The 18995-nt window shown below is 43.1% G+C and carries 9 protein-coding genes and 1 riboswitch; all 9 genes read left to right on the forward strand.

What is annotated here, in order from left to right; translation table 11 throughout:
* Positions 1-88 precede the first annotated feature (88 nt).
* The 9 genes from FHW88_RS02910 to FHW88_RS02950 all read left to right on the forward strand — a co-directional run bounded on the left by FHW88_RS02910 (position 89) and on the right by FHW88_RS02950 (position 18970).
* Positions 89-877: an isocitrate lyase/phosphoenolpyruvate mutase family protein gene (locus tag FHW88_RS02910; RefSeq protein ID WP_176623031.1), complete on the forward strand. Its 789-nt coding sequence runs from the start codon at positions 89-91 to the stop codon at positions 875-877.
* Positions 878-1181: 304 nt separating this feature from the next.
* Positions 1182-1295: riboswitch (SAM riboswitch) on the forward strand.
* 121 nt (positions 1296-1416) lie between these two features.
* A complete protein-coding gene (locus FHW88_RS02915) occupies positions 1417-1986 on the forward strand; it encodes a TlpA disulfide reductase family protein (RefSeq protein WP_176623033.1) in 570 nt (189 codons plus the stop codon).
* 335 nt (positions 1987-2321) lie between these two features.
* Positions 2322-5504: a SusC/RagA family TonB-linked outer membrane protein gene (locus FHW88_RS02920; RefSeq protein WP_176623035.1), complete on the forward strand. Its 3183-nt coding sequence runs from the start codon at positions 2322-2324 to the stop codon at positions 5502-5504.
* Positions 5505-5509: 5 nt separating this feature from the next.
* Positions 5510-6946, forward strand: a complete 1437-nt coding sequence (locus tag FHW88_RS02925) for a SusD/RagB family nutrient-binding outer membrane lipoprotein (protein ID WP_090531377.1) — start codon at positions 5510-5512, stop codon at positions 6944-6946.
* Positions 6947-7125: 179 nt separating this feature from the next.
* The gene (idi, locus tag FHW88_RS02930; RefSeq protein ID WP_317171306.1) at positions 7126-7668 is read left to right on the forward strand and encodes an isopentenyl-diphosphate Delta-isomerase; all 543 of its coding nucleotides are present in this window, start codon (positions 7126-7128) and stop codon (positions 7666-7668) included.
* Positions 7669-7841: 173 nt separating this feature from the next.
* The gene (locus FHW88_RS02935; protein WP_176623037.1) at positions 7842-12029 is read left to right on the forward strand and encodes a two-component regulator propeller domain-containing protein; all 4188 of its coding nucleotides are present in this window, start codon (positions 7842-7844) and stop codon (positions 12027-12029) included.
* Between the two features lie 469 nt (positions 12030-12498).
* Positions 12499-15681, forward strand: coding sequence for a SusC/RagA family TonB-linked outer membrane protein (locus FHW88_RS02940; RefSeq protein ID WP_218117121.1), 3183 nt, complete (start codon positions 12499-12501; stop codon positions 15679-15681).
* Between the two features lie 14 nt (positions 15682-15695).
* A complete protein-coding gene (locus tag FHW88_RS02945; RefSeq protein ID WP_090531381.1) occupies positions 15696-17399 on the forward strand; it encodes a RagB/SusD family nutrient uptake outer membrane protein in 1704 nt (567 codons plus the stop codon).
* A gap of 68 nt (positions 17400-17467) precedes the next feature.
* The gene (locus FHW88_RS02950) at positions 17468-18970 is read left to right on the forward strand and encodes an RICIN domain-containing protein (protein ID WP_176623039.1); all 1503 of its coding nucleotides are present in this window, start codon (positions 17468-17470) and stop codon (positions 18968-18970) included.
* Positions 18971-18995 lie beyond the last annotated feature (25 nt).

An 18995-nucleotide genomic window follows, 5' to 3' on the forward strand; every position in this document is an offset into this window, starting at 1 on the left:
TGTTTCACCTTTCACTAATCTCTTCCGTTTTATACAATTTTTAGAAAAGCGCCCAGCCTAATTTTGAGAATAAAATAAAAACAAGAACATGAAAAATAGATTCAATGAATTTTTAGCCCTGCATCATCAAACCGAACCTTTACAAGTTGGCAATGTATGGAATGCACAAAGCGCCCAGGTTTATGATAAATTAAATTTTAAAGCAATCGGCACATCAAGCGCGGCTGTTGCCAGCTCATTAGGCTTTGCAGATGGCGAAGAGATGAGTTTTGAGGATTACCTTTTTGTTGTTAAACGCATAGCTGCAACAACATCAGCCATGCTAACAGTCGACCTTGAAGGTGGTTATGGTGAAACACCGGAGGCTATCTGCAGTAACATCACAAAACTATATAATATTGGTGTTGTGGGTATCAATATAGAGGATTCGATAGTGGTGAATGGCCAGCGAAGTATTGTTGGTGCCGAAGGCTTTGCCACAAAACTTAAACAGATAACTGCATTGTTAACCGCCACAGGGGTAGAGGTATTTATAAATGTAAGGACCGATTCCTTTCTGCTTGGTTTATCTAACGCACTGGAAGACGCTTTGACCCGTACTAAACTTTACCAGGGTGCAGGTGTGCATGGTTTGTTTTTTCCGTGCATTACCCAAATAGCAGATATTGAAAAAATAACGGCCTTATCGCGCCTCCCGGTTAGCGTAATGTGTATGCCTGGCCTTCCGGATTTTAAAGCGTTGCAAAATGCGGGCATTAAAAGGATTAGCGCAGGCCCATTTTTGAATATGAACATCTACCGGTCACTGGAAAATTTGATCGAAAAAATAACAGCCGAAAATAGCTTTGCAGCCCTTTTTAACGGGACTGCCAGTTAACAGGCGAATAAAAGTGCTAAATAATTAAAAACCTAATTGCCTTGTTTTACCTTATTATAAGGTAGTTTAATAATCTACAAAATAAGTTTAGGTTAAAGTCCCGGCAGCGAACGTTAGGGACTTTTTGTTGTTATGGAATTTATCTTCAAAAAGTTTCAGCTACTCCAATCAGTAAACAAATTCTGTAAATAAGCCTGCAGAATTTTAAAGTGTTAATTCATTTTATTGCAATAATTATATAAAGTCTATGGTTTTAGTAGAATTTATATATATTTGCATCGTCAAATCGGTTCTTTGAATATTTTAATTATCAAGAAAGACTGAGGGAAAGGCCCTGTGATGTCTTAGCAACCTGTAAGCCCACTGTTATAAAGGTGCTAATTCCTGTCTGCCCAAAATAGGGTAGAAAAGATAATGTAATACGCTATGGCCTTGTATAGTGCAAGGTGTTGTATACTTCTTTTCCCTCTTCATTTTTCTTGCTAATTAAAATATTGAAAATATCACCGGGATGATATTACGGTTTAACCTGTATAGCAATGAACATTAAACAATTACTTTTTACCTGTTTGCTTTTCATAACAACATTGCCGGCTGTTGCGCAGATCACCAAGGCAATTGATCCGACAGCTGACGACCGCGGTTATATCATAAAAACCGGTGATCTTGCTCCTGCCGATTTTGAGCTCGTATTGACCAATGGTACAAAAACTTCTTTAACGAAGTTGCATGGTAAGGTGGTTATCCTGCAGTTTACCGCAAGCTGGTGCAGCGTATACAGAGAAGAAATGCCGCATTTGGAAAAAGAGATCTGGCAGGCTTATAAAGATAAAGGCCTTGTGTTAATAGGCGTTGACCGCGATGAACCGCTCAACAAAGTAAAAAGTTTTCACCAGGTCATGAATATAAGCTATCCGTTGGCACTCGATCCTGGTGCTGAGATTTTTGGCCGGTTTGCCAGCAAAAAGAGCGGTGTTACCCGCAATGTGGTTATCGGTCGGGATGGGAAAATTGTTTACCTCACCCGCTTGTACGATAAACAGGAATTTGCGTCCATGTTAAAAGCTGTGGACGCTTTGGTAAACAACAAAACAGCGTCCATCAATTAAAAAGAATCTATCAGTACTTATTTAATACCCGTTTTATGAAAACAGAATCTACTTTTTTACACAAGAAAACTTTCGTTTCGGAAAGCCAGTCAATCTGCAAATCCTTCTGTCTCAATATGCAAAGCATGCATTGTTGCTGTTAATCATTTACAGCATGCATGGTGTTTAAATGCGGGCTTGCTGCAGTTTGTCTTAGCTTAATAATTACCATCCCCTAATCAATTCTTTACAGTTACGATAGGCTTATGAGCCGGGCAAATTATGCCCGCTAAGGCGATAGCCATGTCTTTTGTACCGGTAAAGGCATCAAAAATTAATCTCAATTATTAATTATCATGTTAAAAATTTACAAGCTATTACTGGCAATTATATTGCCTTTTATTCTCGTCCAGACGGTTGCGGGGCAATCCGTTAAAATAAGCGGGGAGGTAACCGCCAAATCCGATGGGTTGCCGTTGCCGGGTGTCAGCGTATCTGTTAAAGGTAAAACCACGGGCGCACAAACCAATGTTGATGGTAAGTTTATCATCAACGCCAATGTTAATGATGTGCTTAGGGTTAGCTACATTGGCTTTACAACCCAGGAGATCCCGATTACGCAAGGAATAACTACCTTAAACGTGGTTTTGGTTGAAGCACCAAATTCTCTGAATGAGGTAGTGATAACGGCCCTCAATATCTCAAAGGATAAAAAATCGCTGGGATATGCGGTACAAGGGCTTAAATCGAAAGATATTTCTGAGGCAAAGGAAACCAACTTTGTAAACGCGCTGGCCGGTAAAATTGCCGGTGTGCAGGTTACCAACAGCCAGGGCGATATGGGTTCATCACGTATCGTTATCCGTGGTGAAACTTCTATCACTAAAGATAATCAGCCTTTGTTTGTAGTTGACGGGGTTATTGTTGATAATACCCAGTTTTTAGGATCTGGTGGTTCAAGGGATTTCGCTAATGCCCTCTCTGATCTCAATTCTGAAGACATAGAGTCGCTAAGCGTGTTAAAAGGCCCGAATGCTGCAGCCTTATACGGTTCACGCGCGGCAGCAGGCGTTATCCTTATTCGTACCAAAACAGGTAAAGGAGCAAAAGGGCTTGGGGTTACCATTAACTCTAATACCAGCTTTTCAAATGTGCAGGTATTACCCAAATATCAAAATGAATACGGCCAGGGTTCAAATGGTAAATTCAGTTATGTTGACGGTAAGGGCGGTGGCGTTAACGATGGTGTTGACGAAAGCTGGGGGCCTGCATTGGATGGCTCATTGATCCCGCAGTTTTATTCCAATGGACAGGCTGTGCCATTTATCGCCCATCCCGATAACGTAAAAGACTTTTTTAGGACTGGCGTGACGCTTAATAATGGTATAGCATTAGCGGGCAGTAACGAAAAGAGTGATTTCCGGGTATCTTACAATAACCTGCATCAAACCGGTATTGTCCCAAATACATCGCAGGGACGTAACTCATTCGCTTTAAATTCAAGCTACCGTTTCAATCCTAAATTAACAGTAAATACCACTGTTAATTATATTAAAGATGATGCTGATAACCTGCCGGGCGCTTATGGAAAACGCGCAACCAGTACCATGCTGCAGTTTACCTGGTTTGGGCGCCAGGTTGATATCAACAAGCTTAAAAACTACAAGGATGCCAATGGAAACACTTTTAACTGGAATAACAGTTACTATAGCAACCCATACTGGCTGGCTTATGAAAACACGGTTGGTCAGCACAAAAATCACCTGATCGGAAGCGTTGAATTGAATTATAAGATCATCGATGGCCTATCGGCAAACTTCCGTACCGGTACCGATTATTATAATGACCGCCGTAAAATCAAGGTTGCTTATGGCACTAATGGAACACCGTTTGGCTCATATGAGGAAGATGCTTACAGCGTAAATGAAAATAATACGGAAGGCAGGTTGCAGTATACCAAAAAACTAAACAATGATTTTTCGCTTGATGCATTTGTTGGTGGTAATATCTCGGTAAAAACACTCGAACAAAATGATCAGTTAGCACCTAAACTTGCAATTCCGGGACTATATAACATGGGTAATTCGCGTGATCCACTGGTTTCAACAAACTTTTATTCTAAACTTAAAACTAACAGTGTGTTCGGATCGGCACAGGTTGGGTTCAGGAATTATGCCTTCGTTAACGTAACGGCACGTAATGATTGGTCTTCATCATTGCCAATTGATAACATGTCATACTTTTATCCCTCAGTAAACGGAAGCTTAATACTATCCGAAGCGCTGGGCATTAAAAGCGATGTGCTTACCTATGCTAAATTAAGAGGTGGCTGGTCTAAAGTGGGTAAGGCTACCGATCCTTACCAGTTAAGGAATGTATTTGCCTCATCAATCCTTTTCAATGCTAATCCACAGCAAAGTTTACCGGCTACAGATGCCAATAACACACTGAAACCAGAAAGTACAACATCGGCAGAGGCTGGCTTTGAATTAGGCTTTTTTCAGGACAGGTTACATCTGGATGTAAGTGCATACAATACCAATAGTACCAATCAGATACTTGCGGTTCAGGTTAGTTCGGCCACGGGTTTTGGTCAAAAAATCATCAATGGGGGGCGCCTTAATAATAAAGGTCTTGAGATACAATTGGGGATAACGCCAATTAAATCAAAGGAGTTTACCTGGGATATCACTACTAACTATTCGTTAAACCGCAGTAAGGTTGCTTCGCTTGATGCCGAAGGCCGTTTGCAAAGTCTGCCAATTGGGTCTGACCGAACTGTACAGGTAACCGCGGCACTTGGCCAACCTTATGGCGCACTTTATGGTACAGCTTATACGCGTAACGCTTCCGGGCAAATCGTTATCGATGCTAACGGTACACCTGTATTCAACACAACCAAACGTTACCTTGGCAAATTCACTCCAAATTGGTTAGGAAGCATCAATAACAGCTTTACCTACAAAGGCATTAACCTGAGTTTCCTGGTTGACGCGCGTTTCGGTGGATCCATCTACTCAAACACCAACCGTACTGGTACCTATACCGGCGTACTGGCCTCTACCTTACCGGGGCGCGGTGCTGCTAATGGTGGTTTAAGCTATTACTATCCGGATAATAAAACAACAAATCCGGCGGTGCAGGTAACCGGCGCAGCTCCGGCGGGTGTAACCGTTTATAATGATGGGATGATTTTTAAAGGGGTTAAGGCCGATGGTTCTCCGAATACCACCATTATCCCCGCGCAATCATACTACAAAGGCTTTACCAATATTGACGAAGCATTTGTTTATGATGCCTCATATATCAAGCTTCGTGAAGTAAAGCTGGGATACTCTTTACCGGCTAAATGGGTGAATAAAATAGGTTTTCAGGGCGCTACATTTTCGGTAGTTGGCCGTAACCTTTGGATCATTCATAAAAACGCGCCGAACATCGATCCGGAGACAGCCTTTAACGCAGGCAATGGCCAGGGCCTGGAAGATCTCACTCTGCCAACCGTACGTAACATCGGTTTTAACGTAAACCTTAAATTTTAAACATCATGAAACTTAAATATATCAGCATATTATCCGGCGTGGTCTTATTATCGATAACATCATGCAAAAAGGAACTTGCCAGGATCAATCAAAACCCTAACGGCTCACAAACAGCACAGCCCAACTACCTGTTGACTGCTGCCACCAAAGCCACTTCTGATACTTATTGGGGAGTTGCCAATAACATGGATGCCAGCTTACTTTTTGTTCAATACTGGTCTAAAATTCAGTATACTGACCCAGACCGGTATATTTATGCCAGTACCGCCTTTGAAGAACTCTGGAGTACGGGCTATTCAAAAAGCATTGTAAATCTCAATGAGATCATTAAAATTGGCGATGCTCAGGGTAATACTAACTATAAAGGTGTCGCACTGGTGCTACGTTCGTGGACATTCAGTTTATTAACAGAGGCTTATGGGAATATTCCTTACAAGCAGGCCACCAATATCGATCAGTATCTTACCCCGGCTTATGATACTCAGAAGGACGTTTATTTTGCTTTGCTGGATGACTTGAAAGCAGCTCAAACAGCGCTCGATCCTTCGGGCAAAGCCATAGCGGGCGATGTGATCTACAGCAATAATATTGCTTCTTGGAAAAAATTTGCCAATTCCTTAAGGTTTCGTATCGCCTTGCGTATTGCCGACAGAGAGCCGGCAAAAGCTAAGCAAGTATTGGACGATATCAAGGCCGAAGGCGGTTCATACATCAGTTCGAATGCTGAAACAGCACAATTCACTTATGTCGACTCGCCTAACCAAAATCCCGTGAGCAACCTATTTGATACGCGCGATGATTACCGTATCAGCAAAACAATAGTTGATAAGCTGTTTGCACTTAATGATCCACGCTTATCTATATACGCAGCCAAAACGCAGGACCCCACACCTCAAACTTATGTTGGCTTGCCAAACGGTTTGTTGGTGGGCGATGCCAGCAATTACGGCTTCACCAAAACTTCTAAACCAGGCACTTATTTTCGTGCACCACATGCCCCTGCTGTAATATTAAGCTATGCCGAAAGCTTGTTTGATAGGGCTGAAGCTGCCGCTCGCGGTTTTACTACCGAAGATGCCGCTTCATTATACAGTCAGGCGATTACTGCTGCATTGACACAATACAGTATTGCTTCCGCTGATATCGCTACTTATATAGCGCAACCGGCAGTGCAATATGATGCCTCTAATTATAAAAAATCAATTGGCGAGCAAAAATGGTTAGCCTTGTTTGGCCAGGGATTGGAAGGCTGGACCGAATGGCGCAGGCTTGATTATCCGCAATTACAACCTGCAGTCGCCGGCACCCTGAATGGTAAAATACCTGTAAGGTTTATTTATCCGGGAACCGAACAATCGCTCAACAAAACTAACTACCAATCGGCGGTGGCAGCACAGGGAGCTGATGCGCTTACCACCAAGCTTTGGTTTGATGTAAATTAGATACGGGTATAATTTATATAATAAAACCGCGAACGGATTTCTTTAAAAGGAAATCCGTTTTTTATTGAAAATAAAACTGAAATTTGCAATATGACCTTGTTACAGGATTAATAAAAAAATAATACAAAATTCCGGAGATCGGCGTTTCTCATCAGGAAGTTAACAACAAATTATAGCGAGTGAAGATAGAAGAAACCGTGATTTTGGTTGATCGCGATGATCAGGAAATAGGTACTATGGAAAAAATGGAAGCGCATCTTCAGGGGAGCCTGCACCGTGCCTTTTCAGTTTTTATTTTTAATAAAAAAGGAGAGCTGCTATTACAGCAACGCGCCGAAGGCAAATACCACTCGGGTGGTAAATGGACAAACACTTGCTGCAGTCATCCAAGGCCAGGAGAACCCACACTTGCAGCAGCACATCGCAGGTTACAGGAAGAGATGGGAATGGCCGCCGAACTTAACTTTGTATTTTCTTTTGTTTACTGTGCAGCTATCCAGGACGACCTGGTTGAAAATGAATACGATCATGTGTTTTTTGGCATCACTGATGCTTTGCCGATCCCTGACCATGACGAGGTCTCCTCATTTAAATACATAACGATGGCCCGGCTGGCAGTCGACCTGAAAGAAAACCCGGGCGATTATACCAGGTGGCTCGCCATATGCTTCGACGAGGTAATGAATCATTATCAGCAATTACAGATCGCTGATGGGCTGTGATCGTCGTCGTAAATAACGCCGGACTGATAATTTGCTATGTAGCCCGAATAAGCAAATCTTCCCTTATTGTAACGGGTATTTTACATTTTTGTAATATTATTGTTTACTTTACAATTAATTAGGTAGCTTTAATCTTCCAATTATTTGTGTAATTCACAGCCTGCAACTTGTTAATGAAAAAGGGATCCTTCTGCTGCATTGTTCTTTGTTTGATCATTTCCTCGGCCCATGCCCAGTCGCCCATCAAAAATAAGATCCTCAATTATTCTTTAAAAAATGGTCTTTCTTTTGGTATTGTAAATAGCATTACACAGGATGATAAGGGTTTTATGTGGTTTGCCACCAATGATGGGCTCAATCGTTTTGACGGTACAACTTTTAAGATTTTTAAATCGCGCCTGGGCGATTCAACTGCGCTGGCCAGTAACTATGTACAAAAGGTTTTGTGCGATGTTCATGGCAGTATCTGGGTGTCGTCAAGAAACGGCCTCAGCAAATTTGATAGCCGTACAGAAAAGTTTATCCATTATAAATTCACCTCTAACAAGGCCGTCAAAAACGATATCAGTAATATCATCCAAAGCCATGATGGTAATTTATGGATCACATCTTATGGGCAGGGATTTTCTTATTTCAATACCAAGTCAGTAAAGGTTGTTAATTACACCCAAGCCAATTTGTCCCGGCTGTCAAGTAACAGGGTGCTCTGTTTGTACGAAGATTCAAGGGGCCTGGTATGGGTGGGTACACAGGAAGGCAGCATCAATGTTTTTAGTCATAAGGATGGTGTAATAGCCAACCTTGCGGGCATAGGCCCTCCAATAGCCAACCTGCCGGGTACCCGGATCAATGATATTTTTGAAGATCATTTTCACAACATGTGGATAGCAACCGGAAGCGGGCTCGGCTACTACAACAGGCAATCAAATAAATTTACCTTGCTGCAAACCGGTCAGCAGGGTATTAAAAGTAAACGATACATATCAGTTATTGAAGATAGCGATAAGCAATTGCTTGTAGGTCTGCAGGATGGTGGGCTGTTTAAAGTTAACATCGGTACAAGCCCCAACTACAACATTAATAACTTTTTTCTTCAGCCGGTAACCGGCGATGACGGGTATTACCTTACACAGCGCTCTGTTCAAACGCTTTATATAGATAAGGATAAAAATGTTTGGGTAGGTACCTATGGCGATGGCATTTACATGGTGAGCAGCATTAAGGAGAAATTTTCAAAGATTGCTAAAAAGCGATATGGGGCCAGCGGCGAAAGTTTGGTAAGGTTTTATGGCCTGTGCCAGGATCGCGACGGCTTTTTATGGCTGGGCACTGATGGCGAGGGGATTTACAAAACCAGCCACAATGGCACCCTTATAAAGCAATACAAAGCAGATGGGCAGCCCGGCAGCATTACCGACAATGCCATTTTATTCGGCTATACCGATCAGGATGGTGATTTATGGTTTGGTACTTATGCAAAGGGGCTTTTGCAATATAACAAGAAAACGGATTCGTTTGTCAACTACGTACACAGCCAGGCAAATAACAAAAGCCTAGGGGGTAACGACGTACGGGTTATCTACCAGGACAAGCATAAAAATTTATGGATTGGCACCAATGGCGGCGGCTTGTGCCTGTTTAATGCCGTTACAAAGTCTTTCACCAACTATACACCAGCGAATAGCGGCCTTACTTCATACGATGTAAGATCAATTGCCGAAGACAGTAATGGTAATTTATGGGTTGGTACTTATGGCGGGGGACTTGATTTTTATAACGCCGGACAAAAGAAATTCAGCAGGTATTTTAAACCTGTTGATGAAAAAAACAATTTACCCGGCCAAGTGATATTTTCACTTCATCCCGACAAACAACACAGGTTATGGATAGGAACCGAGGGCGATGGATTAATTTCATACGATCTTCAAAACCGGGTTTTTAAAAAGTTTAATGAAACTAATGGTCTCGCTAATAATACGGTATCGGCCATTACCGAATCATCCGATGGTTCATTATGGCTAAGTACCAATAAAGGCTTATCAAACCTTGATGTACAGAATAACAAGATCTTAAATTATGATCAGTCGGATGGGTTACAGGCCGGGCAGTTTAACGCGGGGTCAGTTTTGTTTGATTCTGCTAATAGATTGATGTATTTTGGGGGAACAGAAGGGCTTAACTTTTTTGACCCTGAAAAAGTAAATCAAAGCGATTATAAACCAAAAGTTATTATAACAGGTTTGCAGATTTTTGGTAAGCAGGTTGAAGTTGGCGGGCTTGACAAGGACCGCACCGTATTGCCCGAAGCCATTAACCAGGCAAGGCAGATCACATTACAGCCTGATCAGTCGGTGTTTTCTATCCAGTACGCCTCGTTGAATTATACTTACCCGGATAAGGGGGGCTTTGCTTATAAACTGGATGGTCTTGATAAAACCTGGAACTATGTTGGCGATCAGCGGCTTGCAACTTACCGCTACCTTGAACCCGGGGAATATACGTTCAGGGTAAAAGCATCCAACCAGGATGGCTTGTGGTTTGATAATTATGCCACCTTACAGGTTAAGATCCTGCCGCCCTGGTATAAAACCTGGTGGGCTTATTTAATTTATATAGCGGCAGCAGGGGTTGTAACTTATTACTATATACTTTACAGAAACCGCCAAACCAGGCTTAAATACGAGGTTAAAGTAGCCCAGCTTTCGGCCGAAAAAGATAAGGAGCTTAACGAGCGTAAACTTTCTTTTTTTACCAATATTTCGCATGAGTTCCGCACGCCGCTAACGCTGATCATTAATCCGGTAAAGGATATGTTATTTGGTAAAGGAGAGGCTACCGACTACTCGGGGAACCTGCACCTGATTTACAGGAATGCGCGCCGTTTGTTAAGCTTGGTTGACCAGCTTTTACTGTTCAGGAAAGCCGAAAGCGATACCGATAAGCTTAAAATAGTAAGGCTCAATATCGTATCGCTTTGTCATGAGGTGTTTTTATGTTTTAATCACCAGGCACGTACCAAACATATTCAGTTTGATTTTGTAAGTCAAAGGGATGCGATAGAGATTTATGCCGACAGGGAAAAAATGGAAATAGCCCTGTTTAACCTCATCTCGAATGCGTTGAAGTTTACACCGGAGTATGGCATAGTAACTTGTACAATAGCCGATTTTAACGATAAAATTACCATCGAGATAAAGGATAGCGGCTGTGGAATAGCCGAGGGTACCGGCGATCAGTTATTCGGCAAGTTTTACCAGTTGCAAAATTCGGCGCCAATGGCAGGCGGGTTTGGCATTGGGCTATACCTGGTTAAAGCGTTTATTGAAAACCATAAAGGCAGCATCGGTTATACCAGCCAGCAGGGGCAGGGCACGGTGTTTCATGTATCGTTGTTAAAAGGCAGGGAGCATTTTGGGCAGCAGTTTGTGTTTGAAGACGTTGCCGAAACTTCGGTGTTCCTGGATGAGCTAATGGAGAATAAGGGTGAATTAGCCGCCGTTGAGGCTGAAAACGCCGTCGCAGCCAAAAATTCTGAGGCTTTAAGCTCCGATACCAAAACCATGCTGCTGATTGATGACAATCAACAGATCCGTACTTACCTTAAACAAATTTTTACAGGCGAATTTGAGGTTTTTGAAGCCGATAATGGTACAGATGGACTTGAACTTGCTTATCACCTGGTGCCCGATATTGTAATAAGCGACGTAATGATGCAGGGGTTAAGCGGTATTGAGGTATGTAGCCGTATTAAGGAAGATCCTGTGCTGAACCACATCCCCGTGATATTGCTTACCGCCAGTTCCTCGCCCGAAATAAAGCTTAAAGGTATTGAAGGGGGGGCGGATGATTATATCAGCAAGCCTTTTGAAAAAGAGATCCTGGTGGCCCGTGTTAACGGGATCCTGAAAAGCAGGAACAACCTGCAGAAGTATTTCTATAATGAAATAACCCTTAACAAATCAAATGATCTCAAGATTTCGCAGGAGTACAAGGAATTTTTAGAAAAATGTTTGCAGATAGTTGAGCAGCACTTAACCGACCCGGATTTCAGCATCAAAACACTGGCTGCCGAAATAGGCATGAGCCACTCTAACTTATACAAGCGGATCAAATCTATTTCCGGGCAATCTGCAAATAGTTTTATCCGTTTTATCCGCTTGCGTAAGGCGGCCGAGATCTTGCTGACAACCGATAGCACAGTTTACGAAACGGCCTATAAAGTGGGCTTAAATGACCTCAAATACTTTAGAGAACAATTCAACAAGCTGTTCGGTATAAATCCGTCCGATTACATTAAGAAATATCGTAAGCCATTTCACAACAATTACAACGTGAACCGGGATGTGATTAAGGAGAATTAATCGTGTTTATCGGTTGGTTGATTCACCTGGTTCATACCTCGCCGGACCAACTTCCCTTCGGCTTCAGTTTCACAGCTAAGCTAAGAGTGGTTTTTGTGGCCCTTCTTTACAAAGTGATGAGCGGACGACAAGCGCAGCAATGTTTGGGGGCTAAATACTACAACTTATTTTTGTCCCCCTGCCAGTATTGATTTACCCCCTCTTTAAAAAGCGCCCAAAATGCTGTTTTTAAGCGCTTTTTTATGAAATACCCCCTGTCTTATTCAGAATTTACCCCTCACTCATTTTTGCTTTAAAACGCAATTTAGCCCTACCAATAACCAAGGTTTAAACCAAACTTTTGTACCGTGTATAAATAATAAGGTCAAAATGGGGCGGTAGTTTATCGATGCCGAATCCACTTTCTTGTTTTTATGCACCTCGCTTTGCAAGGTTTGAGCCGATTAAAAAACCAATTTTTTAAAACCATATGAAACTAAATTTACATGTAAAGGATTCTCCCCATCGGAAAAGATCACCCCGCTTTTTCGTAGTTGCGGCCGGCATGGCCGTTGCTTGTTTCGCTACAGTCCAAATGCCGGTAATGGCTTTTGCGGGTACCATTAATGAACAGCGCTTACCTGATGCCAGAATAACGGGCCAGGTTACCGACGAAAAAGGCCAGACCCTGCCAGGTGTAAGCGTTGCCTTAAAAGGCACATCAACCGGGGTTGTTACCGATGTTAACGGTAAGTTCAGCCTTAACGTGCCCAGTGCTTCATCAGGCATTTTAGTGTTTAGCTATATTGGCTACAACACGCAGGAAATTATCCTTAACGGGCAAGCTACTCTTAACGTTCAATTACAGGCCGATTCTAAATCATTGAACGAGGTTGTGGTTGTAGGTTACGGTACACAGAAAAAAGCCACTTTAACGGGTTCAATTTCGCAGGTTAAAGGCTCTGAGCTGGTAAAAAGCCCTCAGCCAAATCTTTCAAACGGTATTGCCGGTCGTTTTTCGGGGGTAGTGGTTAATAACCGCAGCGGTGAACCTGGTTATGATGGTTCAGGTATTACTGTACGTGGTTTGGCCACCAGCGGCAGCAACGATGTATTAATTGTTGTTGACGGTATTCCGGCTCAGATAGGCGGTTTGGAAAGGCTTGATCCTAATGACATTGAAAGCATGTCGGTACTAAAAGACGCTTCAGCTGCAATTTATGGTAACCGTGCTGCTAACGGTGTTATCCTCATTACTACAAAACGCGGTAAAACCGGTAAACCAACTATCAACTATAGTTTCAACCAGGGCTTCAGTTCGCCAACCCGCTTGCCAAAAATGGCCGACGCGGCAACTTATGCCCAGATCATGAACGAGATTAATTACGACTCGAACCCGGCCGGCGGTTTAAACCAATCGTATACTGCCGAGCAGATCCAAAAGTTTAGGGATGGTTCTGACCCGTTAAATTATCCAAATACCGATTGGGAAAAGCAAACGCTTAAAGGTTCGGCTTTGCAAAACCAGCATAGCCTTTCTATTGCCGGTGGTAGTGATGATATCAAATACTTTGTATCATTAGGTACGCTTTACCAGGATGGTATTTATAAAAATGGTGCGACCAAATATCACCAATATAATTTCCGCTCAAATATTGATGCTAACGTTACTAAACGCTTAAAAGTAGGTTTATCACTTTCGGGCCGTGAAGAAGACAGGCAATTTCCGATAACCGGTGCGGGCGATCTGTTCCGTTCTGTTTACCGTGCTAAACCTATTGTAGCCGCTTATTATCCAAATGGCTTGCCAACTACAGGTATCGAAAATAATAACCCGGCAGTACAGGTAACGAGTCTTGGTGGTAATGCCAACAATCCTAAACAGGTTTTTAACGGTATTTTAAAAGGTAGCTACGCTATCCCTGGTATTGAAGGTTTATCAGTTGATGGTTTCTTTTCTGTTGATAAATCGTATAACTTGAATAAAAACTTCAGTAAGCCGTATGTTCTGTATAGCTATGTTCAGAGTTCAAATACTTATAATAAGGTTACAGTAGGCGGCAATAACAATGCGGCAACTTTATTCGAGTCGCAAAGGAACGATATTTTGCTTACCTCGAATATTAAATTAAACTACGCGCATAAGTTTGGTTTGCATGATGTGAGCGCTTTTGTTGGTTATGAACAAAGCAAAAACCACATCGAGTACTTTGATGCTACACGTTTTAACTACCTGTCATCGCAATTGCCTGATCTGTCGCAAGGCGGAAGCGCAGCTACCGATTACCTTAATTCGGGCTGGAGCTCAAATTACAATCGAGCCAGCTATATCAGCCGTTTAACATACGCTTATGATGAAAAGTATTTGTTTGAAGGCCAGTTACGCGCTGATGGTACATCAATTTTTCCGGGCGCAAAACAATGGGGCTATTTTCCTTCTGCTTCGGTAGGTTGGAGAATTACTAAAGAAGATTGGTTTAAAAACAGTGTAGGATTTTTTGATGATCTGAAAATCAGGGCTTCTTATGGTTCGTTAGGTAATGACGCTGTTGGCCCGTTCCAGTATTTTAATAACTATACTTTAGTTCCCAATGGTTTTGTGGCAAGCAATCCGGGTAGCGGCTCGAACGTTATTCAGCCAAACATTAATCTTGTTAAATTGGCAAACCCCGGCATTACATGGGAATCCTCTAAAAAGCTCGATATCGGTATCAATGCCACTTTTTTGCATAATTTTACAGTGGAGGCCATCTATTTCCAGCAAAGAAGGCGTAATGTACTTACAGCCAGGAATGCGTCGATTCCCGGATCATCAGGTATAGTTAACCCTTATGGCTCAGATCCTCTGGTGCCACTTGAAAATATAGGTAAGTTTAACAGTGATGGTTTTGAGGCAACTTTAGGTTATAACCATACCGGCCATGAATTTACGTGGGGTGTAAGCGGTAATATTACTTATGCCAAAAGCAAAATTGTTTTCATTGATGAGGCACCCGGTGCTTTATCTTATCAGCGCCAAACAGGTTTACCGATAGGTACGTCATTACTTTACAACGCGATAGGTATATTCCGTACCCAGGCCGAGCTTGATGCAACGCCGCACGTAACCGGCGCTAAAGTTGGCGACTTGATATACCGTGATGTTAATAATGACAAGCAAATAAATGCCGATGACCAAACCCGTAGCAAATACGGCAATATCCCGCAAATTACTTATGGCTTTAGTTTAAACGCAGCATACAAAAACTTCGATCTTTCGGTACTATTTGCAGGCCAGGCGCAGGTTAGCCAGTATGTATTGCCCGAAGCAGGTAGTGTAGGTAACTTTTACAGCAGCTGGGCCGATAACAGGTTTAGCCCCTCAAACACCAATGGAACTTATCCACGTGTAACAGACCGAGCATCGAACGCTATCAGTGGTGGTTTATATAACAATACTTTTTGGCTTAATGATGCTTCTTTCCTTCGGTTAAAGAATGTGCAATTAGGCTATAATTTCAATGCGCCGTTCCTGTCAAAACTTAAAATAGGTGGTTTAAGGGTTTACGCAAGTGCGTTCAACTTATTCACCATTACCAAAGTGAAGGATTACGATCCTGAAGGAACCAGTGGCAGCGGTCAGTTTTATCCGCAACAGCGAATTATAAACTTAGGTGCTAACGTGAAATTTTAATCAAGAAGACGATAATGAAACTACAATATAAAACTCCGCTTTTATTTTTAATGATGGGCGGTATGCTGGGCATCACAGCATGTAAAAAGAATTTACTTGATGTAACCCCTACGGATAGGATCGCATCATCGGCCATTGCTTCGGATACCGCGGTGTATGAAGCTTATGTTACCAACCGTTATATCGGTGCTAAATTGCAAGATAAAGAGGGCGATGGCTCAAACCCAGGCTTCGGCCGTGGCTTCGAATATAGCATGTGGAGCTCACTTACAGACGAATCGATCTATAACAATGATGATGCTACCTGGCTGATACAAAGGGGCCAGCTTGCTCCCGAAAATTTAGGTGGCGCAGGTGTGCTTTGGGGACGTAGTTATCGCAGCATCCGCGAGGTTAATTCGGCATTAGCGCTTTTGCCAAACATGCCGTTCAGTGCCGGGCACAAAATGCATCTTGAAGGCGAGCTGAAATTTATCAGGGCTTTCCGTTATCAGGATCTGATCCGTAATTACGGCGGAGTTGTTTTAGTGGGCGATAAGGTAACCAACCTTAATGATAACCTACAGGACCCTTCACTATTCAAGCGTGCCTCCATTAAAGAGTGTATCGATTACGTATCTGCTCAGCTTGATGATGCCGCTGCTAAGTTGCCGCTAAACAACGATGGTAGCTGGCTGTTAGGCCGTGCTACAAAAGGTGCGGCGCTGGCTTTAAAGTCAAGACTAAAATTATATGCTGCAAGCCCATTATATGCTGCAGGTACCTGGGCCGATGCGGTTACCGCCGCACAGGCAGTTATCAGTTTGAATAAATATGGTATCTACACTGGTGGCTATAATAATCTGTTTTTAGTTAACGAAACCAACGAAACCATTTTTGAACGTTTATATACTAAAAATGCAAACCATACGCACCTTGAAATAGCCAACGGGCCGAACGGCTATGGCGGCTGGGCAGGTAATACACCGCTGCAAAATTTGGTTGATGATTACGAAATGGATAATGGTAAAGCTATTACCGATCCAACATCAGGTTATGATCCGACACACCCTTATGATCACCGCGACCCAAGGTTTGCAGCTACTGTATTATACAATGGTGCGATGTACAGGGGCCGGGCTATTGAATCTTTTATTCCAGGTGGTAAGGATAGCAAAGACGGAGCAGATAACTGGAATACTACCAAAACAGGTTATTACCTCAAAAAATATATGAATGATGCATATCCGCTTCAAAATCCGTGGGGTAACGCGGGCTTCCAGCCATGGATCTATTTCCGTTATGCTGAGATCCTGTTGAACTTTGCTGAAGCGGCTAACGAAGCTTACGGACCGGATGTGATCCCTTCGGGTTCAACCTTATCTGCACGTACAGCGATTAATCTGATCCGTTCTCGTCCAAGTGTTAATATGCCGGCTTTGGCTTCAGGTATGTCGCAATCACAGATGCGTGATGCCGTACGTTACGAGCGTCGTGTTGAGCTGGCATTTGAAGAACACCGTTTTTACGATGTACGCCGCTGGAAAATTGCTGACGTTACCGAAAATAAACCGGCGGGTGGGGTGATCATCACCAAAAACGCTGATGGCAGCTTTGCTTATACACCAAAAGTAGCCTTGGATGGCCGTTCTTTTGCAACCAAACATTACTGGTTGCCGATACCAAGGGCCGAGATCCAGGCGTCTGGTGGCCAATTGCAACAAAACGCTGGTTACTAATAAAATATTCCGGGGGAAGAGCTTCTTTCTTCCCCCTTTTTTCTCCCAATTCTAACCTATAACAAATTATGAAGAACTTAAGTATTGCATTATTAGCGATGTGTTGTTTGGCGGCCGGGTGTAAAAAGGATATCGTATCAGTAAAAAAATCATCAAACCAGGATGAAGTAAAAACAGGAGATAAAACAGTAACTACAGATTCAACACCGGCAAGCGCGCTGAAAGGCGTGAACTGGGCTGCCGATGGTGATAACTTTAGTGATGGAATACTGGTATTAAGCGGCTTAACATCCGCCGATAGTTACGCCACGGTATCGGCTAAAGCAGATGCTGTATTAACAGGGATCCAAGCCAATACAGGTGCAAACACGGTAAGGCTGCCAGTAAATTATTCAACCGTATCACAAACCTGGTGGAACTCCTACACCGGGGTTATTGATAAAGCATTGAGTAAAGGAATGAATGTGATATTGGGCTACTGGGAAGCCAAATCATCCGAAGATGGGAAGATAGATAATACCACCGAATTTTGGTCGATGTGGCAAACCATTGTTACCAAATATGGCAGCAATGCCCACGTGTACTTTGAAATTTTTAACGAGCCACATGGGTATACTTTAACCGACTGGACAACCATCTGTGCCCAGTGGTTAAGTAACTATCCTTCTGTTCCGCAGGGAAGGATTTTGATCAGCGGTACGTCCTATTCGCAGGATATAACCGGGGTAGGGGCCGACAGCCGTTTTTCGGGTTGTTTATTGTCGATACATGATTATACTTTTTTTAGCAACGGCACACTGACAACCGCTTTGCAATGGGAAAATCGCTTAAAAGGCAATATCGGTGCCTATAGTAGCCGCGCGGTACTTACCGAGTTCGGTATCCCGATGACAGGTGGTAAAAATTACACCGGCGCTATTGGCGGTGACCAGGAAATTGCGTACCTGCAGGGATTAACCAACCAGGCACGTGCCTACGGCATGGGCGCGGTTTACTGGCCAGGCGTACGTACGGGCGATAGCTATGCTATTCAACAACTAAACGGGACTGGCACCGGCCTTACTGTATCAACCACAAATGCATCGGGGTTAAGTCGCATTAAATATGCCTGGGGCGTAGGTGCCGGTGGTACCGATACATTTTATACCGGTGCATACTACAGGTTTTTAAATGTTAACAGCGGCCAGGCGCTTGATGTTAATGGCGGCTCAACCACCAACGGCGCCGGCATCATACAATGGCCTCAAAACGGGGGCAATAACCAGCAATGGGTTATTGCTGCCAATGGCGGTGGCTATTACAAAATAACTAACCGCAACAGCACGCAGGCGCTTGATGTTAATATGAGTTCAACAGCCAATGGCGCGGGCATTATACAATGGCCGTGGAACGGCGGCAACAACCAGCAATGGCAGCTTACTGCTACCAGCGATGGCATTTATAAAGTACTTAACCGTAACAGCGGGCTTGCGCTTGATGTTAACGGCGCATCAACCACAAATGGTGCAGGCATCATTCAGTGGCCTTATGGCGGCGCTACTAACCAGCAATGGCAAATAGTGCAACAATAATATTGCAATAAAACAGCGCTAAACA

Origin of the sequence: Mucilaginibacter sp. SG538B, assembly GCF_013376065.1 — a bacterium.
Lineage (GTDB): Bacteria > Bacteroidota > Bacteroidia > Sphingobacteriales > Sphingobacteriaceae > Mucilaginibacter > Mucilaginibacter rubeus.

Excerpts from the sequence above, each read along its gene's own strand:
- FHW88_RS02910 (WP_176623031.1), top strand. The coding sequence starts at position 89 with ATGAAAAATAGATTCAATGAATTTTTAGCCCTGCATCATCAAACCGAA.
- FHW88_RS02915 (WP_176623033.1), top strand. The coding sequence starts at position 1,417 with ATGAACATTAAACAATTACTTTTTACCTGTTTGCTTTTCATAACAACA.
- FHW88_RS02920 (WP_176623035.1), top strand. The coding sequence starts at position 2,322 with ATGTTAAAAATTTACAAGCTATTACTGGCAATTATATTGCCTTTTATT.
- FHW88_RS02925 (WP_090531377.1), top strand. The coding sequence starts at position 5,510 with ATGAAACTTAAATATATCAGCATATTATCCGGCGTGGTCTTATTATCG.
- FHW88_RS02935 (WP_176623037.1), top strand. The coding sequence starts at position 7,842 with ATGAAAAAGGGATCCTTCTGCTGCATTGTTCTTTGTTTGATCATTTCC.
- FHW88_RS02940 (WP_218117121.1), top strand. The coding sequence starts at position 12,499 with ATGAAACTAAATTTACATGTAAAGGATTCTCCCCATCGGAAAAGATCA.
- FHW88_RS02945 (WP_090531381.1), top strand. The coding sequence starts at position 15,696 with ATGAAACTACAATATAAAACTCCGCTTTTATTTTTAATGATGGGCGGT.
- FHW88_RS02950 (WP_176623039.1), top strand. The coding sequence starts at position 17,468 with ATGAAGAACTTAAGTATTGCATTATTAGCGATGTGTTGTTTGGCGGCC.